The organism is Butyrivibrio hungatei, assembly GCF_900101605.1.
GTDB classification, from domain to species: domain Bacteria; phylum Bacillota; class Clostridia; order Lachnospirales; family Lachnospiraceae; genus Butyrivibrio; species Butyrivibrio hungatei_B.
The window spans coordinates 154,946-178,416 of the sequence record NZ_FMUR01000007.1; the positions used below are offsets into that span (position 1 = coordinate 154,946).

The 23,471-nt window shown below is 41.1% G+C and carries 20 protein-coding genes; 19 read left to right on the forward strand and 1 reads right to left on the reverse strand.

The features are described 5' to 3' along the window. The first annotated feature begins 5 nt into the window (after positions 1 to 5). Positions 6 to 3,044, forward strand: coding sequence for a family 43 glycosylhydrolase (locus BLP87_RS06730; RefSeq protein ID WP_074461997.1), 3,039 nt, complete (start codon positions 6 to 8; stop codon positions 3,042 to 3,044). 137 nt (positions 3,045 to 3,181) lie between these two features. Further along, positions 3,182 to 3,454, forward strand: a complete 273-nt coding sequence (locus tag BLP87_RS06735) for a hypothetical protein (RefSeq protein ID WP_074461998.1) — start codon at positions 3,182 to 3,184, stop codon at positions 3,452 to 3,454. Between the two features lie 75 nt (positions 3,455 to 3,529). Here the strand turns inward: BLP87_RS06735 and BLP87_RS06740 are convergent, their stop codons facing one another. Continuing rightward, positions 3,530 to 4,033 (reverse strand): hypothetical protein, encoded by a 504-nt coding sequence (locus BLP87_RS06740; RefSeq protein WP_074461999.1) that lies wholly within the window; start codon positions 4,031 to 4,033, stop codon positions 3,530 to 3,532. A 152-nt stretch (positions 4,034 to 4,185) separates the two neighbouring features. On the opposite strand from BLP87_RS06740, the gene BLP87_RS06745 reads away from it, so the two are divergent. From BLP87_RS06745 to BLP87_RS06825, 17 genes are all read left to right on the forward strand, one after another. Continuing rightward, complete coding sequence (locus BLP87_RS06745; protein ID WP_074462000.1) at positions 4,186 to 6,228, forward strand: CotH kinase family protein; 2,043 nt, start codon at positions 4,186 to 4,188, stop codon at positions 6,226 to 6,228. Between the two features lie 109 nt (positions 6,229 to 6,337). Further along, positions 6,338 to 7,549 (forward strand): ABC transporter substrate-binding protein, encoded by a 1,212-nt coding sequence (locus BLP87_RS06750; RefSeq protein WP_074462001.1) that lies wholly within the window; start codon positions 6,338 to 6,340, stop codon positions 7,547 to 7,549. A gap of 186 nt (positions 7,550 to 7,735) precedes the next feature. Further along, entirely contained in the window at positions 7,736 to 8,632 is an 897-nt protein-coding gene (locus tag BLP87_RS06755; RefSeq protein ID WP_074462002.1) for a branched-chain amino acid ABC transporter permease, read from the forward strand. 13 nt (positions 8,633 to 8,645) lie between these two features. Beyond that, positions 8,646 to 9,692 carry a branched-chain amino acid ABC transporter permease gene (locus BLP87_RS06760; protein WP_074462003.1) on the forward strand — a complete coding sequence of 349 codons (1,047 nt, stop codon included), beginning with the start codon at positions 8,646 to 8,648 and terminating at the stop codon, positions 9,690 to 9,692. Between the two features lie 12 nt (positions 9,693 to 9,704). Then, complete coding sequence (locus BLP87_RS06765) at positions 9,705 to 10,463, forward strand: ABC transporter ATP-binding protein (RefSeq protein ID WP_026667453.1); 759 nt, start codon at positions 9,705 to 9,707, stop codon at positions 10,461 to 10,463. Positions 10,464 to 10,584: 121 nt separating this feature from the next. Next, positions 10,585 to 11,298 (forward strand): ABC transporter ATP-binding protein, encoded by a 714-nt coding sequence (locus BLP87_RS06770; protein WP_074462004.1) that lies wholly within the window; start codon positions 10,585 to 10,587, stop codon positions 11,296 to 11,298. 101 nt (positions 11,299 to 11,399) lie between these two features. Continuing rightward, positions 11,400 to 12,029 (forward strand): cytidylate kinase-like family protein, encoded by a 630-nt coding sequence (locus BLP87_RS06775; RefSeq protein WP_074462005.1) that lies wholly within the window; start codon positions 11,400 to 11,402, stop codon positions 12,027 to 12,029. Positions 12,030 to 12,311: 282 nt separating this feature from the next. Beyond that, positions 12,312 to 14,234, forward strand: a complete 1,923-nt coding sequence (locus tag BLP87_RS06780) for a DUF6020 family protein (protein ID WP_074462006.1) — start codon at positions 12,312 to 12,314, stop codon at positions 14,232 to 14,234. Positions 14,235 to 14,249: 15 nt separating this feature from the next. Continuing rightward, positions 14,250 to 16,556: a glycosyltransferase family protein gene (locus tag BLP87_RS06785; protein WP_074462007.1), complete on the forward strand. Its 2,307-nt coding sequence runs from the start codon at positions 14,250 to 14,252 to the stop codon at positions 16,554 to 16,556. A gap of 37 nt (positions 16,557 to 16,593) precedes the next feature. Next, positions 16,594 to 17,634, forward strand: coding sequence for a 5'-3' exonuclease (locus BLP87_RS06790; protein WP_074462008.1), 1,041 nt, complete (start codon positions 16,594 to 16,596; stop codon positions 17,632 to 17,634). Between the two features lie 96 nt (positions 17,635 to 17,730). Then, entirely contained in the window at positions 17,731 to 18,456 is a 726-nt protein-coding gene (locus BLP87_RS06795; RefSeq protein WP_074462009.1) for a lysophospholipid acyltransferase family protein, read from the forward strand. A gap of 17 nt (positions 18,457 to 18,473) precedes the next feature. After that, the gene (locus tag BLP87_RS06800; RefSeq protein WP_074462010.1) at positions 18,474 to 18,656 is read left to right on the forward strand and encodes a hypothetical protein; all 183 of its coding nucleotides are present in this window, start codon (positions 18,474 to 18,476) and stop codon (positions 18,654 to 18,656) included. A 79-nt stretch (positions 18,657 to 18,735) separates the two neighbouring features. Continuing rightward, positions 18,736 to 18,933 (forward strand): DUF6465 family protein, encoded by a 198-nt coding sequence (locus BLP87_RS06805; RefSeq protein WP_074462011.1) that lies wholly within the window; start codon positions 18,736 to 18,738, stop codon positions 18,931 to 18,933. A gap of 135 nt (positions 18,934 to 19,068) precedes the next feature. Continuing rightward, positions 19,069 to 20,220 carry a glycosyltransferase family 4 protein gene (locus tag BLP87_RS06810; RefSeq protein ID WP_242871824.1) on the forward strand — a complete coding sequence of 384 codons (1,152 nt, stop codon included), beginning with the start codon at positions 19,069 to 19,071 and terminating at the stop codon, positions 20,218 to 20,220. Positions 20,221 to 20,274: 54 nt separating this feature from the next. Further along, positions 20,275 to 21,468 carry a UDP-4-amino-4,6-dideoxy-N-acetyl-beta-L-altrosamine transaminase gene (gene pseC, locus BLP87_RS06815; RefSeq protein WP_074462012.1) on the forward strand — a complete coding sequence of 398 codons (1,194 nt, stop codon included), beginning with the start codon at positions 20,275 to 20,277 and terminating at the stop codon, positions 21,466 to 21,468. Between the two features lie 147 nt (positions 21,469 to 21,615). Then, positions 21,616 to 22,614, forward strand: a complete 999-nt coding sequence (gene pseB / locus BLP87_RS06820) for a UDP-N-acetylglucosamine 4,6-dehydratase (inverting) (RefSeq protein WP_026655868.1) — start codon at positions 21,616 to 21,618, stop codon at positions 22,612 to 22,614. 85 nt (positions 22,615 to 22,699) lie between these two features. After that, positions 22,700 to 23,320, forward strand: coding sequence for a superoxide dismutase (locus tag BLP87_RS06825; RefSeq protein WP_074462013.1), 621 nt, complete (start codon positions 22,700 to 22,702; stop codon positions 23,318 to 23,320). Positions 23,321 to 23,471 lie beyond the last annotated feature (151 nt).

The following is a 23,471-nucleotide window of genomic DNA, read 5'->3' on the forward strand; positions in this document are numbered from 1 at the left end:
GTTTTATGGTTAAGTCAATAAAAAGAATGATTGGCGTAGCAATGATGTGCACGCTGGTTGCAGGTTCTGCCGTAACGGTGGAGGCCGCAGGCGTTGAAAGGGGAAGCTACGTCAAAGGCGATAATGAAAACAATCCGCTCGTAACACAGAGTTACGGCGCGGATCCCGGTGTACTTGTTTATAACGATACGGTATATATTTATACAACAAACGACTCTCAGGAGTTTGCCGGAAATAATAAAAATACATATCAGAAGATCAATCAGCTTAATTGCTATTCTTCTAAGGATCTTGTGAACTGGACGGATCACGGAGCATTTAACATCGCAGGAGGAAACGGTGCAGCCAGATGGGCAAGCAATTCATGGGCACCGACGATCTGTTCAAAGAAGATCAACGGAAAAGATAAGTTCTTTTTATATTTTGCAAATAATGCAAGCGGAATCGGTGTTCTTACAGCGGACAGCCCTACAGGCCCCTGGAAAGATCCTATCGGACACGCTCTTATAACTAAATCAACTCCCAACTGTAACGTGGAGTGGTTATTCGATCCCGCTGTACTTGTAGACAGCGACGGAACAGGATATCTGTATTTTGGTGGCGGAGTACCTCAGGGACAGGACGCTCATCCAAAGACTGCAAGAGTAATAAAACTCGGCGCAGACATGGTAAGTACATCCGGAACTGCAGCTACAATTGATGCTCCTTATCTTTTCGAAGATTCAGGTATCAACAAGATCGGTAATACATATTATTATTCATATTGCTCTAACTGGAATTGCGGAAACGGATTCAGAAATGCGACAATTCAGGTTATGACAAGTAATAACCCTATGGGACCTTTTAACCATCAGGGCGAGATCATGGCAAATCCTGCATCAACATTCAGAGGATCTGACGGAAATAACCATCATCAGATTTTTGAGTTCAGAGGCAACTACTATATGGCATATCATACTCATACGGTAGAATCCAAAGTAGTAGGCAATAACCTCGGATACAGAACAACTCACATTGATAAGGTTAATGTATCAAACGGCAGGATCAACGCTGTTCAGCAGTCACTTAATGGCGTTCAGATGAAGCCAAATGTTGATCCGTATAACTGGGTTGAAGCAGAGACAATGTTCACTCAGGCAGGAATTTCCGTAAAGGGTAATTCAAACGGAACAGCTTTTGTTTCTAATATAGATAACGGCGATTATACAAAGATCAAAGGTGTAAACTTCTCTAATGGTGTATCTTCAATTACAGCAACTGTTCAGAGTAACGGAAACGGAAGTATTGAAGTAAGAGAAGGATCTCCTTCGGGCAATCTGCTTGGAACAATCAATGTTTCGGGTACAGGCGGATCGTTTAAGGATTTCACAGGTGATGTGAAGAGCGTATCAGGTTCAAAAGATATCTGTCTTGTATTTAAAGGCTCATTCTCTTTTGACCGTTGGAAGGCAAATAACGGAAATGCCGGTGGAAATACCAATCCTCAGCCACAGCCTGTGAACGGAGATAACGGCAAGAAGGATAACAAGAATAACAACGGACAGAATAATCCTCAGCCACAGCCTACACCACAGCCACAGCCACAGCCTACACCACAGCCACAGCCGCAGCCTACACCTCAGCCTCAGCCGAGCAACGATCAGATAAGTAACAATGTGTCCGGAGAGATTCAGGACGGATGGTATTATCTTAAGGATATCAATTCACAGAAGTATCTTACAGTAAAGAATGATACCGCAAAGAAGGTTACAAATGTTGTTGTAAGCAAGGGTACAGGCGTAAAGGGTCAGAAGTGGTATGTTCAGAACAAGGGTGACGGTTATGTAACTCTTAAGTCTGCACTCGGAGAGTTCATGCTCGATGTAGCTTACGGAGAAAATAAAGACGGCACAAATGTTCAGATTTATGATGCGGTTGGTCACGACGCTCAGCAGTTTATTATTAAGCCCACAAAGACAAGTGGTGTTTACACGGTAGGAACAAAGTCATCAGGCGGTGCAAAAGTGCTTGATGTATATCAGCATAAGACCGATGACGGCGCGAATGTATGCCAGTGGAGAGCTAACGGCAAGAAGAACCAGCAGTGGAAATTTGAACCTGTTTCAGGTCAGCAGGTTAACAATAATAAGCAGGCAGATAATCAGAAGCAGAATGATAATAACAAACAGGCAGACAACAATAAGCAGTCGGATAATCAGAAACAGGCAGATAACAAGCAGAACAACCAGACAGGTAACACACATGCCAATCCTACTGCAAAGATTGCAAACAGCATTCCTTCAAAGTATTCGGCAATAAGAAACGGTGAAGGTTCTGGAACTGTTAAGAATATTTCTTATACAGCCCATGATGCTTCGAACGGACACGCATATACCAAGAAAGCAAATATTTACCTCCCCGCAAACTATAGTCCCGACAAGAAGTATAGTGTACTCTATCTTCTTCACGGAATTGGCGGAAATGAGAGTGAATGGGGAATGACAGGCAACAATTCCCAGGTGAAGGCCATTATGGATAACCTTTCATACTATGGTGATATTGATTCCTTCATCGTAGTAACTCCCAATGGAAAAGCTTCACAGAGCGGATCGACAGATTCTTTCTATTCATTCGGAAAAGAGCTTAGAAACGATCTGATCCCATATATTGACTCTAATTACAGCACATACGCTGACAGAGATCACAGAGCTATCGCAGGTCTTTCGATGGGCGGTATGCAGACGATCAATATCGGACTTGGAGAGTGCGTGGATCTGTTTGGATATTTTGGAGCATTTTCAGCTGCACCTACAAGTAATACTGCAGATAAGACAGCATCAATTCTGAAGGACAATAAGTATCCGATCCACTATTTCTACAATATCTGTGGACTTCAGGACGGAACAGCTTATCAAAGTGCATCAGCTGCAGCAAAGAATCTTCCTTCAGCATGTAACCAGTTCGTTTCAGGAAAGAACTTTACATGGCAGGAATTAAACGGATCTCATGATTTTAATATCTGGTATCTCGGATTCTATAATTTTGCACAGATTGCTTTTAAATAAAAGTAGTTGAAAAGAAAAGGAAAAAATAAAAAAAATCTAATAATTTATGAAATTTTGTCTAAAATATGATATTATTTAGTGGAAAGTGTACTTAGCGTATTCAACCGTGTTTTTTGACGAGAAAGGAGCGACTTCCTATGGAGAACAGCCGACTTCAATATTCTCCGTTCAAACCGAACTTGAAGACAGCCGAAGTATTTGCGTGGGGCGATCCGGAGTATAATCTTTTTGACCAGCTCAATGAGAAATACGAGAAAACTCATCCGGAGTTTCATGACCTTTCTGCTTATGAGAAGATGGTCATAAGAGAGCAGATTCATCACGAGGCGATTGGACTTACCCCCTTGAATCTCATTATGGACTTCGTGGAAGACCCACAGTTTGATGAATTCAGAATCATATCGACCTGACAGATAAGACAAAATAAAAGACCTAAGTACATTTGCGACTTAGGTCTTTTTTACTTTATTTGGAAATTAAATTAATCAAGTCTTTAACAACTGAGCTTCGCGGATCTGTGCATTTACGTCCGATAAGAACTCATGATTTGTCGGATCTGTGATGAACGTGAGAAAATCAGTTGCCTCTTTTACCGAGAGATTCTGAATGACTATAAGATAATCAAGTATTTCCTCGTTTGTCTTGCCTTCGCTTATGTAATGATCGACTATATCAAAGAGAAGCATGAAACGGCGCATTTTTGCCCGCGTGCTTATCTGATGAAGTTCAACTACGAGCGAAACAAATATAAACATTGCTATTCCCGAAAAAAGAAAGAATAAAATGCCATAAATATATTGGGCTGATTGAACATGTATGAATCCCGAAGAAAAACTGGACACTGTGAAAACAAACAGTGATGTGAGGATGATACCAAGCCTTGCTTTGTTCTGTTCATAAACAGTCAGAGTCATGAATTTTACGGTAATACCGAAGATTAAGTAGAACACAAATGCAAAAGCAATCCCCAAGTAAGACAACTGAAGCATAATTTTATTCCCCCTTTAGCTAATTGTAACAAGCAAAAGTGATTAATGCAATGCAAATAAAGCTAATATTGCATTATTATTTGGTTTGATGTACTTTATATGTAATGTTTGAGGATTCGGTAGGCGATATGACTGGAAAAAAGGCCATTTGGATGGCAGTTAGTTTTTTTTCCCTTGTAGTTCTGCTTCTTATGTACTATTTAGGTGTGGAAAACTATTCTGACCATATAATTGACAATAACAAGTTCGAAGAAATAGTGGGTTCAAGGGCACTTGCGGATGACATGAGTGTTCAAGTGTCTTTTGATAAGCAGAATCTTTTCTATGATGATGCAGCAAAAACATTTTTTTATTCTCTTATAGATGACAAGGAAGAAGCATATGACCCTTCTGTTGAGGTGACGGGCGATGCGGATGTGCAATTCGCTTTTCTTGATTCTAAGATCACAGATGATGTGATCGCAAATAATATTCCCATAAGATGTATTTTTTATAATGATCGCAGTTATTGTATCCGCAAGATTGTTTGTACTTTTTTGCCGATAATGAACCTGGAATGTGATGGCGAGATAACGGAATCCGAGACGGAAATGAGCATGAGCTTATATGATAACAGGCAGCAGTGTCGGGCAAGAGATTTGTCATCCGACGGTTTTGTTCGTATCCGTGGAGGCAATACGAAAGTATTTCCCAAAAAGCCTCTTAAATTATCACTGGTTCAACGCGGGGAAGGCGATGATCGTCAGGGAAATGATATGTCGCTTCTCGGAATGCGTAAGGATGATGATTATATTCTTTATCCTGCCTATAACGATGCTGAGAAAGTCAGAAATGTTTTCAGTCAGAATCTTTGGTACAACAGCTGCAATACAAATAATCGCTATGGAATCACAACCGGAGTGGAATACAGGTTTTTAGAGCTTTTTATAAACGGGGAGTACAACGGACTTTATGCGCTCGGATATACTCCGGATGAGAAGATGGGCGATATTTCCAAGAACGATGAAGGTACGGGATTCTATAAAAGAGTTGTCGGTATTGATTCGGCAAGGGTGTTGTTTGACCAATACGGCGGAATATTTGGATGGCGCGCAGAAAATGTTCCTGCAGATGATGATGACGGAAATCTTAAGGAAAAGAGATGGAATCTTCTGATGGATTATCTTGAAAATTTACAGGAAAATTCGGAAGATGTGGGTGCGCTTGAAGCGTGTATCGATATAGACAATGCCATTGATTATACGCTGTTTATCAATCTGATTCAGGGAGATGATAACCTTTACAAGAATTACTACCTTTGCGTCAAGGAGACGGATGATGGATATTATTCGTATATTTGTCCGTGGGATCTTGATGTCACATGGGGAAACATGTGGGTTCCGAATGTAAAAAACGGCTATTTGCAGTATGGACACGAGCCTCATTACAATCTTCTTTTTGAGGATCTTTACCTTGGTCAGATAATGGCAGGAAACAGCAGTGACATTGTAAGGAAATGTTGTGACAGATTTGAGGAACTCAGGGAAAATGCCTGGTCTGATGAAGTAATCCAAAAGATGCTCGATGAATATGAAAAAGATGTATGTTTCTCGGGAGCTTATCTAAGAGACAAAGAGCGTTGGAGTGACGGAAATTACAGGGAGGAAGGCGAACCCAATAATTTCGACAGATTTAGGGATTATGTGTCTCAGAGACTTTCGGAGGCGAATAAATATTATGCCCGTTTGAGGAAGGTTTCGGGAGAGGATATTTTCATCAGAAGAGCGGCGCAGTACAAGAATTTTGATAATTCAAGTTTTGTGATTGAGATAAATGACAGGGGACTTCTTAACGACAGTTCTTATGTGGCACTCCTTGGCAGGATCGGCGGGATCGATGTCGGGAAGATTGATGAAAATGTGAGATATGTGGTTAAGATTCATGGAAAAGAGACAGTATACTTAAGCGACTTTGCGGAAGGAGATTCTCCGTGTGAGAATCCGGTAGAGATGAGCTTCGGAGGTCACAAGCTTGTGCTGAAATCCGGAGTCGAGCGTGATTACCTGGATGATACGGGATATACCGTGTATCTTGACGGAGTGGCATGTTATGATGCGTATACCGCTGACAGAGAACCGTTTATTGTTTCACTAGCCTATGAAGGGTTCGGTGAAAAGATGAATCTCAAGAGAGAATACAGAATAAATTTTAATTAAATAAAGTGTTGACTTTTTTTCTATGATAATTTAACCTAATTAAAACAAAAACAAGATTGTATACAAATATACATTTCGGTTTTGGTATTGTAATTAGGAGGAAAAAATTATGAAGAAGTTTAGCAAAGCAGTTAGTGCGCTTATGGCTTCCGTAATGGCAGCATCAATGCTTGCAGGCTGCACAGATGCAGCAAGCACAGAGACACCTGATACTCAGGCGCAGGCACAGGGAACAGAGAGCTCAGCAGATGGCGGAGCTACATTCAAGATTGGTGCTATAGGACCTCTTACAGGTGCAGCAGCAGTGTATGGTAATGCTGTATGTAACGCAGCGGAGCTTGCAGTTGAGGAAATCAACGCAGCAGGCGGTATCAACGGATATCAGGTAGAGTATAGCAAAGAAGATGACGAGCTCAACGCAGAGAAGTCAGTAAATGCATACAATACTCTTAAAGACTGGGGCATGCAGATCCTTGTAGGTTCAACAACAAGTGCATGTTCAATCGCAGTTTCAGAAAATACAAAAGCTGACAATATGTTCCAGCTTACACCTTCAGGATCGGCTGAGGAATGTGTTAAGTACGACAACGTATTCCGTGTATGCTTCTCAGATCCTAACCAGGGTATTGCTTCAGCGCAGTATATTGCAGATCACAACCTCGCAACTAAGGTTGGTATAATCTACGACAACTCAGACGTATATTCAAACGGTATTTATCAGAAGTTCAAGGAAGAGGCAGCAGGAAAGAACTTTGAGATTGTTTCAGAGGAAGCTTTCACAGCCGACAATGCTACAGATTTCTCAGTTCAGCTTCAGAAGGCAAAGGATGCGGGTGCAGATCTTGTATTCCTTCCTATCTACTATCAGGCAGCATCGCTTATCCTTACACAGGCAAACACAATGGGATACTCACCTGTATTCTTCGGTGTTGACGGTATGGACGGAATCCTTTCTGTTGAGAATTTTGATACAAAGCTTGCCGAAGGCGTAATGCTTCTTACACCTTTCGCAGCTGACGCTCAGGACGATCTTACAGTTAACTTCGTTAAGAACTATAAAGAAAAATATGGTGATGTTCCCAACCAGTTCGCAGCTGATGCATATGATGCGGTATACATCATCAAGCAGGCACTTGAAGCTAAAAACGCAACTCCCGATATGAGCACATCAGATATCTGTGAGGCTGTTAAGGCAGCTATGACAGAGATCGAGGCATCAGGTCTTACATCATCAAAGATGACATGGGATGCTTCAGGTGAGCCTAACAAAGAGCCTAAGGCTGTTGTTATCAAGGAAGGCGCTTACGTTTCAGCAGAATGATAGGCTGATTGACAAGGATTAAAGTGTTTAACACGCGTAATCCGCGTAACTGCACAGTGAAGTGCTACGCAGGATACCCTCAAAAGGTGTCCTGCGTTTTCATATCACAGAACAGGATAAAAAGTCTTGTTTGTGTGGTATTATTTATATCATAAGAAATATTAGGAATTTTTTTGGAGGTATACGATGAGCTTTCTTACTTATCTCATCAACGGACTTAGTCTTGGTAGTATTTATGCCATCATTGCACTTGGATATACCATGGTTTACGGAATAGCCAAGATGCTCAATTTTGCTCACGGTGATTTCATCATGGTTGGATGTTATGTGATATTCTCTGTGATCGGAGCAATGGGTGGAAATTCTACTATGGGAATTATCATTGCAGTGGTAGTTTCAATAATCTTGTGTTCACTTCTCGGAATTACAACGGAGTTTATTGCGTACAGACCGCTTAGAGGAGCAGCTTCTCCTTTGGCAGTTCTTATTACAGCCATAGGCGTCAGCTATTTTCTTGAGAATCTTGCACTTATTATCTTTGGTGCTGACGTTAAGTCTTTTTCATCTGTAATTACATGGAAGGGAATTTCTTTTGCAGGCGGAGAACTTAAGATTCAGGGTGTTACGATCGTTACTATCGCGGTGAGTATCATTATACTTGTATGCCTTCAGCTTTTTATCAATAAGACCAAACAGGGACAGGCAATGCTTGCTGTTGCGGAGGATAAGGGTGCCGCAACATTAATGGGAATAAATGTAAATAAGACCATCATGCTTACATTTGCGATCGGTTCTGCTCTTGCAGCTGTCGCTGGAGCACTTCTTTGTTCCGCATATCCAAATCTGTCTCCTTATGTCGGAGCGATGCCCGGAATCAAGGCGTTTGTTGCAGCTGTTCTTGGAGGAATAGGTTCTATCCCCGGAGCGATGATCGGCGGAATTGTACTCGGAATCGTAGAGATTCTCAGTAAGACATATATTTCATCACAGTTGTCTGATGCAATAGTTTTTGGAATTCTTGTAATCGTGCTTATTGTTAAGCCTACGGGAATTCTTGGTAAAGTCATTCAGGAAAAGGTTTAAAGAGGTGACGACTATGCGTATAGACAAAAAGACAAAAGACAATTTGATAACTTACGGAATCGTTGTTGCAACATTCCTTATCGTTCAGGCACTTGCTTCAACCGGAAATCTTACAAATCATATCAAGGGACTTCTGGTTCCGATGACATACTATGCGATAATCGCAGTGGCACTTAATCTTTGCGTCGGTATATTGGGTGAGCTCAGTATCGGACACTGCGGATTTATGTGCATCGGTGCATTCACAAGCGCTGCTTTTTCAAAGATCACAGCAGATAAGATACCTTCCGGTCCGAGATTTCTTATCGCATTTGTTATAGGTATAGCTTTTGCGGCATTGTTCGGATTTCTTATAGGTATTCCCGTACTCAGGCTTAAAGGTGATTATCTCGCGATCGTTACACTTGCTTTTGGCGAGATCATAAAGAATGTAATAAATGCTTTTTACATAGGTGTAGATAGCACGGGAATGCATTTTTCCATGGAAAATCAGATGGCTCTTAATCTTGAGAAAGATGGAGAGATGGTTATAAACGGAGCTATGGGTGTAACGGGAACTCCGCATGATGCAAGTTTCACTATCGGAATAGTAATGCTTCTTGTTTCACTTGTGGTAGTGCTCAATCTTATCAATTCAAGAGACGGACGTGCCATCATGGCAATCAGAGATAATTACATCGCTGCAGAGGCATCGGGAATCAATGTGACAAGATATAAGATGCTCGCATTTACCATTTCGGCTGCGATTGCAGGTGCTGCAGGAGTTCTTTATTCACATAATATTACGACACTTACGGCTTCATCTCAGTATTTCGGGTACAATGCATCTATTATGATCCTTGTATACGTGGTTCTCGGAGGAATCGGAAACATCAGAGGAAGCGTCGTTGCTGCCTGCATATTGTACCTTCTTCCTGAGCTGCTCAGAGGCCTTAACAAGTATAGAATGCTTATCTATTCAATCGTTCTGATTGTGATGATGATCGTGAACTGGTCACCTAAGGTAATAGAGTGGAGAAAGAAAACATTTGCCAATTTTGGTATTAAGAAAAAGGTTTAAGGTGGTGAAATAATGGCACTTTTAGATGTAACCAATCTGAGCATTTCCTTCGGTGGACTTCGCGCGGTTGACGATTTTAATATGACGATTGAAAAGGGCGAGCTTTACGGACTTATCGGACCAAACGGTGCCGGTAAAACTACGGTGTTCAATCTTCTGACAGGCGTGTATAAGCCAAACGAAGGCAAGATAAAACTTGATGGCGAAGATATAACAAGAAAAAATACGATAGAGATAAATCATGCGGGAATAGCCAGAACGTTCCAGAACATCAGACTTTTCAAGCAGATGTCTGTTATTGATAACGTTAAGGTTGGCCTTTCCGAGAGATTCAAATACAGCACTCTTGAAGGAATACTTCATGTAGGAAGATATAAAAAAGTGGAGAAGCAGATAGATGATGAAGCTATGAGACTTCTTAAGGTATTTGATCTTGACGGGGAAAGAGATACTCTTGCATCAAATCTTCCTTACGGAAAGCAGAGAAAACTTGAGATTGTAAGAGCAATGGCTACAGATCCAAAGCTCCTTCTTCTCGATGAACCCGCTGCGGGAATGAATCCCAACGAGACAAAAGAACTCATGGAAACTATCGCACTTGTAAGAAAAGAATTTGAGATGACGATTCTTCTTATCGAGCATGATATGAAGCTTGTTTCAGGAATCTGCGAGAAACTTACCGTTCTAAACTTTGGTAAAGTTCTCTGCCAGGGCGAAACAAAAGAAGTTTTGTCTAATCCCGAGGTTATAAAAGCTTATCTTGGTGAGTAGAGCACTTGCCGAGGTATTATCGAGGCTAGTGCGAACCATGGGGATACACTTAGCGAGGTTTTTTCGAGCTTAGTGTATATCCCAGAGTAGAGCATTTACCATAAAAAATTAGAGGTATTGTATGGAATCAATTTTAGAAGTAAACGATCTAAGTGTATATTACGGAGTTATCCAGGCTCTAAAGGGTATCTCCTTTAAAGTAAATAAGGGTGAAGTTGTGGCATTGATCGGTGCAAACGGCGCAGGAAAGACTACAATACTTCATACGTTATCGGGACTTATCAAAGCGGATGCAGGTCTGATAAAATATAAGGGAGAGGAGATAACCAAGATTCCCGGACATAAGATTGTGTCCATGGGAATGGCTCAGGTTCCCGAGGGAAGACGAGTATTTGCAGAGATGACGGTTCTCCAGAACCTTAAGATGGGAGCATATACCAGAGATAACAGTGCAGAGTTTCAGGAGACACTTGAGAAGATCTACACACGTTTCCCTAGACTTAAAGAAAGAGCGGGCCAGCTTGCGGGAACTCTTTCAGGAGGTGAGCAGCAGATGCTTGCAATGGGAAGAGCTCTCATGTCTCATCCCGACATTATCCTGATGGATGAGCCCTCAATGGGACTTTCTCCCATATTTGTAAATGAGATTTTCAATATCATAAGAGATGTGAACAACGACGGCGTGACGGTTCTTTTGGTTGAGCAGAATGCAAAAAAAGCTCTTTCAATCGCAAACAGGGCATATGTCCTTGAGACAGGCAAGATTGTAAAAGAAGGAAACGCAGCCGATCTTTTAAATGATGAAGCGATTAAAAAGGCATATCTTGGTGAGTAGGCTGAGAGCACTTGCTGAGGTTTTATCGAAGCTAGTGCGAACGTGTCATGGCGAGCGAAGCGAGAGTATGACTTCATTCAGCTTAGTGTAGGGGGTATCGTATGAAGAAGAACATTGTTATCACTATTGCAAGGCAGTATGGAAGTGGCGGAAGGACAGTCGGCAAAATGCTGGCCAAAGAACTTGGAATCAATTATTATAACAAGGAACTTTTACGTCTTGCTTCCGAAGAGAGCGGAATAAATGAAGATCTTTTTCTGGATGCCGATGAGCGTTGTAGAACAATAGGCTTTTTTAAGATGCCCGCAAATATCTACAACGGCGAAATACTGGGGCCGGACAGCAAAGACTTTACATCTTTTGACAATCTCTTTAATTTTCAGGCGGCTACCATCAAAAAGATCGCTGATACAACAGGTGGTGTTATAATCGGAAGAGCGGCCAATTTTGTTCTTAAAGATTATGATAATGTTATAAGCGTATTTGTTCATGCTCCGCAGGATTTTCTGATGGAGCAGGCCGGTAAGGTGCAGAGCCTTGAAGGGGAAGAACTTGAGAAGTTCATTGCCAGAGAGGATAAGTACAGGGCTGACTACTATGAGCATCACACGGGATGCAAGTGGACAGATGCCATGAACTACGATCTTTGTCTTGACAGCAGTAAGCTTGGCTTTGAGAAATGCGTTGAGGCAATAAAGGTTTATGCGAAAGTCAGATTTGGGGAAATATAGAGCGCCAAGATGATTGAAGAGCAATGGGCTTTGTTGAAGATAAATGCAAAATGAGACACAGATAAGTGTAGTGAAGAACAGTGCGCTTATCTGTGTTTTTGAGTCTTAATAAAGAAAAAATTGGAATGCCGGAATCTGCGTGCTTTGCATCGGAATATAAGTTTGCATTACTTGGTTACTATAGTATAATTACCAAGGCGGATAGAGCATGCGTGGTTTGTATAAGTACTCTGTTAATAATATCCGGAAGGGTGTAAATAAGAATTGTTTAAGGGGAATCCGATGAATAAAGAAATGATACCGTATGATAAGATATTATCTAGAAAAGAATGTTTATTCGCGGCTTTTTTTTCTGCCTGTTCTCTTTTTATAGGCTTGGATACAAAAGAACCTTACGAATCGCATATTTCAAGTTCAATTCTTAACGCGTTTTTTGAATTGTTCGAACAAGCAGGTGATATGTTTGCGGGTAATGGGTTTTATATATTGGTTGTCAGTGCCGCTATTTTAGTTTTATACAACAAAGTTTTTAAGATAAAGGCAGATACAGATTTTAGTCCGCGATTTGTAATCGGTGAAAAGGTCATTGCTGTTTTTTTTGCTTTAATGTATACGGGCGGAAGGGCTTATAGATATAATGACACTTTAGCATGTCTTCTGGTTCCCAAATTCAATATAATAAAAGCCGTTATAATTGCTGTAGGGTTCTACTATTTATATCTGGCGGCAATACATCTTCTGTATTTTTTGTTTGAGAAAAGAAACGATATTGTTTTACCGAACGGTAAATTCAGGGAATGTATTGATAAATTTAATGTAGGTCAATATTTTTTATTTATCTTTTTGATGTGGTTGCCTCATCTTATCTTCAGATATCCGGGAGCTCTAAGTTCCGATAACTGGAAACAGTTGAATGAATTTTTCGGATATCTGCCTTTTATTACAGATCAGCCGGTGGTACATACGGTGAGTGTCGGTTTGCTTGCAAAACTTAGCGTGAATATATTTGGCAGCGCAAATATTGGAATCTTTCTGTATGTACTGATTCAGGCTGCAGCAATGTCTTACGTACTTGCACAAACTCTTAAATTGTTTTCGGAATGGAAAATGCCGGCTTGGTTCAGAATGTCAGTTATGTTTCTCTATGCATGTACACCTTACTTTATGGGAAATGCGGCATGGGCAATCAAGGATTATCCGCATATGATAGGATACGTACTATGGGGAATCTGCTTTGTAAAGATAGTTTTAGAAAAAAAACATGCATTTAGCATTGTAGAAGACAAAAAGCTTATTGGCTGTTGGATAATCGGAGCGGTACTTATGTCACTGTACAGAAAAAACGGTCTACATATCTATGTTTTGGCATGTGTCATATACTGTGTGATCTCAGTGATAAAGGAGAAGTCCAAAAAAGTTGTATCAATGCTGCTTTTGTTCATTGTTCCGTTGGTTTTATCTGTCGGTATAGAAAAGAGCGTTATTAATATATTTAATATTACGGAAATACAACAACAGGATGCATATTCTCTTCTGTTCCAACAGACGGCAAGATATTACTATTATCACAGTGATGAACTCACTGATGAAGAGAGAGAAGCTATCGGAGACATACTTGACCTTGAAACATTATATGACGATTATACCGTAGAATGTTCAGATAATGTAAAATCTGGGTATCATGCCGAGAATATGCAGCAGATGATGAGATATTTCAAGGTGTGGTTTTTTATGTTTTTCAAGCATCCCGAGTGCTATTTGGAGGCTACGTGGAATCAGAATTATTACATCTTTATGCCGGACTTTGATAATATCGTATATAATGAAAGTTGTCACACCGGAAATGCCATTGCAGATCCGGACTTGATGGAGAAGCTTGATGTTCATGTGCCCACGCAGATTCAGGGCTTTGCAGTATTTATATGTAGTATGTACAGATTTTTGAATAAGCTTCCGATCATTTCAACTTTAAACAATTTATGTGTATATGTATTCATGATGTTTGCGATTTCGTTTTTTATGAAAAGCAAGAAAAAGACATATTACAGTATTGCAATGCTGCCATTGTGGTTGTCTTTGCTGTTTATCGTTCTTGCGCCGATGATTGTGGATCAACCCAGATATTCGTGGGCAATTTTTTATCTTATGCCTATGATGATGGCATTATATATGCATCTGCTCGACGGTGAAAGAAGTCATGAATGAGGGGATTACCCCAGTATGAGTAAAAGATGGAGATTTATGAAATTTTTTTTTGATAATAAAAAGAAACTTGTTATAGCAATCGTCATTGTAGAATTGCTATTGCTTGCCATAAATGTTTTCAGATTTAACAGAAGTGAGAGCTACCTTTTTTCTCAGGATGATTTTCAGGTTGACTATTTGAATCCGGAAACAAATAAATATGAACGTGCGAGCGGAGCATACGCGGATCACACTGATAAAGTTCAATCACTTATTTTTACCAAACCGGTGCGTCTTGAAAAAGGTATATATAACATCTATGTGAATTATAGTTCAAATGCTGATATAAACTGGCATTTATGTTATACAACGCTTCAGGCGTGCCTTGATGTGTCAAATACAAAGGCTGCTCATCTTGCTTATTGCGATAAGGTAGCCTTGCCTGCGTCAAAGACAGACGTCAGTTTCAATTCATGGGTTAGGTACGGCACGGATTTTGAAGTCAGGATGGGGCCTGAAAGGGATGAAACCGGAGACGGCATCTTTGTTCTGGCAAATGAAGTGCGTATCACATATTTAAGGGGCAAAACAATACTCTATGAGACGGTCAAACTGCTTTTGCTCTTCATGGTTCTTGATATTGTACTGTATCTTATTTTGGTAAAAAGAGAAGAGACAAAACGCTTCTTTGAGGACAAAGCGTTTACTGTCGGGGTGCTTCTTTTTACCGTTCTTTTTGCGAGCTATCCGCTTCTTAGCGATAAGCTTTATTTTGGTGATGACATTTTTTACCATCTCAGACGAATCGTATATCTGGGCGAAGGCCTTAAGTGCGGTCAGTTTCCTGTGCATATATATCCGGGGTGGGATATGGGGTATGGCTACGCGGCAGGTGTGGGATACGGAGATCTTCTTCTTTATCCTTCGGCAATATTGGTAAATCTTGGGTTTACGTTGCAGGCAGGATATAAGTTCTATATTGTTCTTACAAATGCGCTGACAGCATTTATTTCATATTATTCCTTTGGAAAAATAGCTGATGATAAAAAGGCCGGACTTGCTTCATCGGTTCTTTTCACGCTTATTGGATTCAGACTTCACAGCGTTTACTCAGGCGCAACGGTCGGCGAATTTGGTGCGTTTACCTTTTTGCCGCTTGTGATACTTGGGCTGTGGGAAATCTATGCGAAGAAGAGTAAGAACGCTTATATATATCTTGCGCTCGGAGTTACGCTTACGCTGTCTTGCCATGTTCTCTCGACATTTATCCTGGCACTTGTGATCCCGATATTCTGTCTTATACTTGTGGAAAAGACATTACAAAAAGATGTTTTGATTCCGCTTCTGAAGGCGGCCTTCGCAATCGTGCTTTTAAATCTTCATTTTGTGGTTCCGCTTGTAGATTACATGGTATCAAAGAATGTGAGCGGAAACGGTATAACGGACATGATCTGGGCAAGAGGCAGGGACCTTGTTACATTCTTTGGCTATTCACAGGCTATGGATCTTGATACAGGCGGCTTTTTGGGACTTGGGATATGTTCGGCAGCCGTTCTTGCAATAGCGCTCGGCTTTATTATTGCCGGAAAGTTTGAGAAAAAAACCTTTGTATATGTAAGAGTTTTTGCTTTGAGTATCGCTTTTGTGCTGCTTAGCACCAACTCGATACTTTACTTTGTGCTTTATCAGGATGTGCCTGTTCTTTATAAAATCCTTGCCAATTTGCAGTTTCCCTGGCATTTTTTGGATGTTTCCTGTGGAATGGTGGTTTTCTGGTTTGCGATAGTTGCAAAGAATGCGATATGCAAGCTTGATAAAAAGAATGCGACATATATTGTGATGACAGTCATATGCTTTGCTTGTGTAATGCAGAGCAACACACTTCTTGAAGATGTTGTAAATACAGCGCATCCGATAACAATGTATGATGATGCGGAGATAGATAGTGTTATGATTGCCGAGTTCAGTATTCCCGGTATTGAAAAAAACATTCCGATGACTGAGAAAGATATGATAATAAGGAAAAATTCCGGTGCTACGGCTCAGTTACTTGAAAAAAACGGAACTACCGTCTATGCACAGGTTGATAATCCCACGGAAAAACCGGTTGTTGCGGAAGCTCCTCTCTGGGGATACAGACACTATGCCGCTAAAGCGGGCGGAAAAAAGCTTAAAGCATTTAGGGGAGATAACAAGAAGCTTTGGGTAGAAATTCCTGCGGGATACAGCGGAAAGATAAAGATTTGGTTCAGAGAACCGTTCTTGTGGAGATTATCGGAACTTATAACGCTTGCAACTTTAGTCTGTATCGTGCGAGAATATATGAGGACTAAAAAGCAGTAAGCGGAGATATGGTTCTTCGCAAGGAGAAACAGTTGGTATGAGTGAAAATCAAAAATTTATTCTTATAGACGGAAGTTCCATGCTGGTCACAAATTATTACGGCAACCTTCCGAAGGCTCTTTTGTTTGAAAAAGACCCTGTGAAAAAGGAAAAGCTCTTTTCGCAGATAATGCATAATGACGCGGGGCAGTACACAAATGCGATGTACGGAATGATGCGCACGATCCTCAAGATCATAAAGGAGCAGAAACCGACGCATATGATGTTTGCTTTCGATATGACGAGGAATACGTTTCGAAGGGAAAAATACCCCGATTATAAGGGAAATCGCGGTGAGACGCCTGAACCTCTGAAAGAGCAGTTTGTGAATATGGAGAAGCTCCTTGAGGATATGGGATTTCAGGTAATGTATGACATGCAGTATGAGGCTGATGATATTGTCGGAAGCGTTGCTGCGAGGTTTGAGAAAGAGATACCTTCATATATCATCACCAAGGACCACGATTATCTTCAGCTCGTGAATGATTATACAAGAGTGTGGCTTATTCAGACCAAGCAGGAAACGGCCGATGAGCTTTTGAACAAGTACGGTGCCGAATACGGATTTAACAGTAAGATGGTGTCTATACCCGATAAGGCATTTGAAGTCACTCCACCTCTTTGTCTTTCCGAATACGGAGTTCGTCCGGAGCAGATTCCGGATCTAAAGGGTATTCAGGGTGATACGAGCGACAACATTCCCGGAGTTAAAGGCGTCAGCAGTGCTGCAATGCCGCTTCTTGCAAGATACGGAACAATGGAAAAAATCTACGAAGCGATAGAAGCTTGTGCGGATGCCAAAGAACAGAAGGCTCTTAATTCTATGTGGAAAGAGGAGCTTGGAATAACAAGGAGTCCGCTTAAAGCGATGATCCAGTATAAGGAGCTGGCTCTTTTATCCAAGGATCTTGCAACCATCAGAAAGGACTATGAATTTGATAAGTCGCTTGATGATTTCAAGATAAGGATTGATACGGATAAAGCAAAAAGCGAGTTTGAAAAGTATGGGTTTAAGTCTTTAACAGATAAGATTATATGATACAATGAATATCGAAATGTAAGATACAGTGCAGTAATTCATGGAATATGGTAAAAGATCTTGTTTTAAAAATCTACAGGAAAAGAAAACACACTGATGCGGAATTTTTATCACACAATCATAATCAATGTTCACAGAATTATTTTTTATCTTATTAAGTCAAGTATTTGGCTTAGGCATATCGAGAAGCATTCCGTAGAAGACAGATATGCTCTTGCAAACGAGATGATCACTTGGTCGAACAAGTCATCCGGATACAAAACGATTGCTTACGGATACGAGAACCTTCCGAAAGAAGGTGGGTATATGCTGTATCCGAATCATCAGGGAAAGTACGATGTACTGGGAATTTTCAATACTCACAAGAGACCAATCTCATTTGTGATGGATGAAAAGAGATCACATCTGATATTGGTATCGCAGTTTTTGCGGCTTGTTGAAGGAAAGACTATCGAGTTAAACGATCCGAGACATACCATAACTGTTTTTAATGAGATGGCGGAAGAGCTTAAACAGGGCAAGAGATTCATTCTTTTTCCGGAAGGCGGATACAAGGAAAATAACGGAAATGTAGTTGAAACCTTTAAGGCGGGGAGCTTCAAAGTTGCACAGATGGCTAAAGTTCCCATTGTTCCCGTTGCACTTGTTGATTCTTACAAAGTGTACAACAGCGATCATGTCGGGCCCGTTACAACATATGTATACTACCTTGATCCTATTTACTACGATGAATACAAGGGGATGCGCAGTCATGAGATTGCGGCAACAGTTGAAAAAATCATAAAAGAAAAGATTGCCGAGCATCTTGAAAATAACAAATAAATCTTCCGGAGGTTGTAATGAACAAGCTATTTGCGGTTTTGGCGGCAATAATTTTAATCGCCGGTGTTATAGTTTTTACTCACGGCGAACTCAACAAGAACAGTGAAGATGAGCCCGAGACCTATAAATGGATGAGAATATTCGGAGCAATATTGGTGATCATCGCTATCGTGTGTGCCATATTGAGCAAAACTATGTAACCGGACATATTCCTTTTTTGTTATATTAGGTGTAAAATAAACGTAATTAAGAACACTTTATATTGAGGGAGGGAAAAAGATGGCGGCTACAAGTATCAAAACTAAAGTAGAAATTCAGTACTCAGATCTGACGATTACCGATGATCAGCTTATTTCAAAGGCTAAGAAGGCCTATGGAAAAAAAGACATTAAGGACCTCAACATTTACGTAAAGCCCGAAGAGAAGATGGGTTACTTCGTCGTAAACGGAAGTGATAACGGATGTTTCGATCTCTGATGTGTTTTTTGATGTAAGTACAAGAATAACGGATAATTTATCGCAGACGGAAAGCTACGGTTTTTCGTCTGTTTTCTTTTGCAGAAAACATGGTATTATAATAGGGTTAAAGTGTAATCTTGGAAGGACAGATATTTGGGCAAAAAAAATATTTCGGATAAGCAGAAACTTAATATTGCCATGCTTGGGCATAAGAGAGTCCCTTCAAGAGAAGGCGGCGTGGAAGTTGTTGTAACCGAGCTTTCCACGAGGATGGCAAAGCTGGGACATAAAGTGACTTGTTACAACAGACTGGGACATCATGTTGCAGGTGAAGAATACGACTCTTTTACAGGTGATGCATATGAGGGAGTAAGGTTGATCAATGTCCCTACGATCAACAGGAAAGGCCTTGCTGCGGCAACATCTTCGTTGTTTGGGGCTATTAAAGTGGCTTTTGGAAAATATGACGTGATTCATTTCCATGCCGAGGGACCGTGTGCAACAATGTGGATTCCAAAGCTTATGGGAAAAAGGTGTATAGCGACCGTTCACGGACTTGACCACAAAAGGCAGAAGTGGAGCAGATTTGCCAGTGCATATATAATGATGGGCGAAAAGACTGCCGTGAAATATGCAGATGAGATAATAGTTCTAAGCAGAAATGTGCAGAAGTATTTTCTTGACAGATATGGCAGAAAAACTATATATATTCCTAATGGAGTAAACAGGCCTGTTATTACAGAACCGCACAATATTAAGAAGAAGTTTGGCATAGGCAAAGATGAATACATTCTTTTTTTGGGACGACTGGTTCCTGAAAAGGGAATAGAGTATCTGATAAAAGCGTTTATGAAGCTTGATACTGACAAAAAACTCGTGGTTGCGGGAAGCAGCAGCGATACGCAGGAGTTTGTCGATAGGATACATGAACTTGCGAGTAAAGATGACAGGATAATATTCACAGGATTCGTTCAGGGCAGAGTGTTATCCGAGCTTTTAAGTAACAGCTATGTATATGTGATCCCGTCGGATCTTGAGGGAATGCCGCTTACGCTTTTAGAAGCTATGAGCTATGGAAATTGCTGCCTTACATCCGATATCCCGGAATGCATTGAAGTGTGCGGCGATAAGGCGGTTTCTTTTAGAAAAGGCGATATAAAAGATCTGAGAAGCAAGCTGAAGATGCTTATTGATGATGAGGATATGGTGAAGAATTATCGCATTGAAGCGTCGGAATATGTCTGCGAACACTATAACTGGGACAAGATTGTTGACGAGACTATCAGGGTATATAGAGGGCTCTGATTTTTATAAGGATATCAGGTGCGATTAATGCACTATAGAGAAAGAAGGAACATAATGGAGAAACTTGCGATAAACGGAGGAACTCCGGTTAGAAAAGAAAAATTATTTTACGGAAAACAGTGGATAGATGAAGACGATGTGAAGGCTGTGGCCGAAGCGCTTACAGATGACCTGATAACATGCGGACCGCGCGTAGCGGCACTTGAGAAAAAACTCTGCGAAGTTACGGGAGCAAAATTTGCGGTAGCGGTAAGTAACGGTACTGCGGCACTTCACTGCGCATGCATTGCGGCCGGTATCGGTGCGGGTGATGAAGTTATAACATCACCTATCACATTTGCGGCATCTGCAAACTGTGCGGTATACGTAGGCGCAACACCTGTATTTGCAGATATTGATCCCGAGACTTATAACATAGATCCCGACAGCATAGAAGCTCATATAACAGATAAGACCAAGGCAGTGGTTGCGGTTGCTTATACGGGACAGTCTGTCGAGTATGACAGAATACAGAAGATCTGCGACAAGCATGGACTTATTCTTATAACAGATGCGGCTCACGCGATCGGAACTAAGTACAAAGGACAGCCTGTTGGCTCTATAGGCGACATGACCTGCTTTAGCTTCCATCCCGTTAAGACTGTGACGTCCGGTGAGGGCGGAGCGATTACAACGAACGATCCTGAATTATATAGGAAACTCAGACTTGCTTCACAGCACGGAATTGTGAGAAATCCGGATGACCTTGTACATGAATCTGACGGAGCATGGTACTACGAGATGCAGGAGCTTGGCTTTAACTACAGACTTACGGATATTCAGTCAGCACTTCTTATCAGTCAGCTTGCTAAATTGAAGAAGTTCTCTGACAGAAGAAAAGAGATAGTAAATAAGTACAACGAAGCATTCAGGGATGTACCTGAGATAATCGTGCAGAAGGAAATTCCCGAATCCGATACTACAAGGCATCTTTATGTGATACAGCTTGATCTTGATAAGCTTAAATGCACAAGAAGAGAGTTCTTTGACGCTCTTTCTGCTGAGAACGTTCAGCCGCAGGTTCACTACGTGCCTGTCTACTACTTCCCGTTCTATGAGAAGAAAGGGTACAAGAAAGGTCTTTGCCCCGAGGCTGAAAAGCTCTACAACGGAATGATGAGCATACCTCTTTATCCGCTTATGACTGACAGCGACGTGGATGATGTTATCACCGCGGTTAAAAAAGTTGTTGAGGGGTATAAAAAATAATAACGGAAATGTCCGCATAAGAAAGTAACGTAAAAATGTGGACAAGCTTTTATATAATGAATTAAAATGAGGTAGATGTTAAAAGAAATTTTGATATCTATAATTATAAAAAACAAGTGATAAACGGAGAAGTTTATGAAAAGTTCTATATTAGATAATAAGACAATATTGGTTACCGGAGGAACAGGTTCTTTTGGACACTGCTTCACACAGTACCTTCTTGAAAACTACAATCCCAAGAAGATCATCATCTACTCACGCGATGAGTACAAGCAGTTCACAATGGCAAACGAGCGCGTGTACAAAGAGAACGCTGACAAGATGAGATTTTTCATCGGTGATATCAGAGACGGAGCAAGATTTGAGAGAGCATGCGAGAACGTTGATTATGTTATCCATGCGGCAGCTCTTAAGCAGGTTCCCGCTTGTGAGTACAACCCCGATGAAGCTATCAAGACAAATATCGCGGGTGCACAGAGCGTTATAAATGCAGCACTTAATACAGGAGTAAAGAGAGTTGTGGCTCTTTCTACAGACAAGGCTGTTAATCCTGTTAATCTCTACGGTGCTACCAAGATGGTATCCGATAAGCTCTTTATCGCAGCAAATGCATATTCCGGAGCCAAGGATGTTAACTTCTCAATCGTAAGATACGGTAATGTTGCAGGAAGCAGAGGTTCTATCATTCCTTTCTTCAAAGAGCTCATTGCAAAGGGAGAAAAAGAGCTTCCTATAACGGATTACAGAATGACACGTTTCTGGATCAGCCTTCCGGAGGGTGTTGAGCTTGTTCTCAAGGCTCTTGCAGAGGCTAAGGGTGGCGAGACATTCATCAGTAAGATTCCTTCATTTAACGTAAAAGATCTTGCTGAAGCTATGTGCCCCGGAATCAAGACTGTTGAAGTCGGAATCAGACCCGGCGAGAAGCTTGATGAGATAATGGTTACAACAGAGGATGCACCGTTTACCTATGAATACGACAAGCACTTCATCGTATATCCTCAGGTTGTATTTAACGAGAGACAGGTACCCGACCTTTCAGGAAAGAAAGTTGCGGACGGTTTCTACTACAGCTCAGGAAACAACACAGAGTGGATGTCTGTTGACGAGATCAGAAGAAGACTTCCGGAAGCTGTAGATCATTGAGAGGCTTTCAAATAATAACTTAGGAAATACCGATCTTACCGGTGTTTCCTCGTATATATATGCATATGCAGAAAGGAGAACCACCATGTACGAACAGATTAAATTACCCTATGCTACAAATGCTCTTGAACCTTTCATTGACCAACTTACCGTTGAGACTCATCACGGCAAGCACCACGCTACTTATACCAAGACTTTTAATGAACTTGCGGAAAATGCAGGCATGAGTAATCTCAGTGCGGAGGAGCTCCTTGCATCACTCGATAAAGTTTCGGATGAAACTTTGAGAAAAGGCCTCAGAAATCAGGGCGGCGGTTATTATAACCACAACCTTTATTTCGAGATGTTCTCACCAAGCCCCGCAAAAGCTCCTTCAGGAAAACTTGCAGAGGAAATCGACAAGACATTCGGTAGCCTCGATGCGCTTAAAGAAGAACTTTCCAAGGCGGCAGCAGGACAGTTCGGATCAGGCTGGGCATGGCTTTCAACAGACAAGAGCGGAAAGCTTACAGTTTCAGCATCTCCCAATCAGGACAATCCTATCAGCGAAGGCAAAGGGCTTATCCCCATTGTAGCGCTTGATGTCTGGGAACATGCATATTACCTTAAGTACAAGAATTTGAGACCCGATTATATCAAGGCATTCTTCGAGATCCTCGACTGGAGTAAGGTTTCGGAGAGATATAACAAGATTATCGGAGCTTGATTTTAGTATATGTGGAAAGATGGCTGTAAAAGAGAACCGGTCAATTGTAAAAGTTAATTCTGTTTTTTAAGACTAAATTCCACCTTGTAGAAGTAAATTCCGCAGGGTGGATTTTACTTATTATGGTGAAGATAGATGCGAAACAAAGGAA

What these genes read in the sequence shown, in the direction of transcription:
- BLP87_RS06730 (WP_074461997.1), top strand. Translation starts at nt 6, where the DNA reads ATGGTTAAGTCAATAAAAAGAATGATTGGCGTAGCAATGATGTGCACG.
- BLP87_RS06735 (WP_074461998.1), top strand. Translation starts at nt 3,182, where the DNA reads ATGGAGAACAGCCGACTTCAATATTCTCCGTTCAAACCGAACTTGAAG.
- BLP87_RS06740 (WP_074461999.1), bottom strand. Translation starts at nt 4,033, where the DNA reads ATGCTTCAGTTGTCTTACTTGGGGATTGCTTTTGCATTTGTGTTCTAC.
- BLP87_RS06745 (WP_074462000.1), top strand. Translation starts at nt 4,186, where the DNA reads ATGGCAGTTAGTTTTTTTTCCCTTGTAGTTCTGCTTCTTATGTACTAT.
- BLP87_RS06750 (WP_074462001.1), top strand. Translation starts at nt 6,338, where the DNA reads ATGAAGAAGTTTAGCAAAGCAGTTAGTGCGCTTATGGCTTCCGTAATG.
- BLP87_RS06755 (WP_074462002.1), top strand. Translation starts at nt 7,736, where the DNA reads ATGAGCTTTCTTACTTATCTCATCAACGGACTTAGTCTTGGTAGTATT.
- BLP87_RS06760 (WP_074462003.1), top strand. Translation starts at nt 8,646, where the DNA reads ATGCGTATAGACAAAAAGACAAAAGACAATTTGATAACTTACGGAATC.
- BLP87_RS06765 (WP_026667453.1), top strand. Translation starts at nt 9,705, where the DNA reads ATGGCACTTTTAGATGTAACCAATCTGAGCATTTCCTTCGGTGGACTT.
- BLP87_RS06770 (WP_074462004.1), top strand. Translation starts at nt 10,585, where the DNA reads ATGGAATCAATTTTAGAAGTAAACGATCTAAGTGTATATTACGGAGTT.
- BLP87_RS06775 (WP_074462005.1), top strand. Translation starts at nt 11,400, where the DNA reads ATGAAGAAGAACATTGTTATCACTATTGCAAGGCAGTATGGAAGTGGC.
- BLP87_RS06780 (WP_074462006.1), top strand. Translation starts at nt 12,312, where the DNA reads ATGAATAAAGAAATGATACCGTATGATAAGATATTATCTAGAAAAGAA.
- BLP87_RS06785 (WP_074462007.1), top strand. Translation starts at nt 14,250, where the DNA reads ATGAGTAAAAGATGGAGATTTATGAAATTTTTTTTTGATAATAAAAAG.
- BLP87_RS06790 (WP_074462008.1), top strand. Translation starts at nt 16,594, where the DNA reads ATGAGTGAAAATCAAAAATTTATTCTTATAGACGGAAGTTCCATGCTG.
- BLP87_RS06795 (WP_074462009.1), top strand. Translation starts at nt 17,731, where the DNA reads ATGCGGAATTTTTATCACACAATCATAATCAATGTTCACAGAATTATT.
- BLP87_RS06800 (WP_074462010.1), top strand. Translation starts at nt 18,474, where the DNA reads ATGAACAAGCTATTTGCGGTTTTGGCGGCAATAATTTTAATCGCCGGT.
- BLP87_RS06805 (WP_074462011.1), top strand. Translation starts at nt 18,736, where the DNA reads ATGGCGGCTACAAGTATCAAAACTAAAGTAGAAATTCAGTACTCAGAT.
- pseC (WP_074462012.1), top strand. Translation starts at nt 20,275, where the DNA reads ATGGAGAAACTTGCGATAAACGGAGGAACTCCGGTTAGAAAAGAAAAA.
- BLP87_RS06825 (WP_074462013.1), top strand. Translation starts at nt 22,700, where the DNA reads ATGTACGAACAGATTAAATTACCCTATGCTACAAATGCTCTTGAACCT.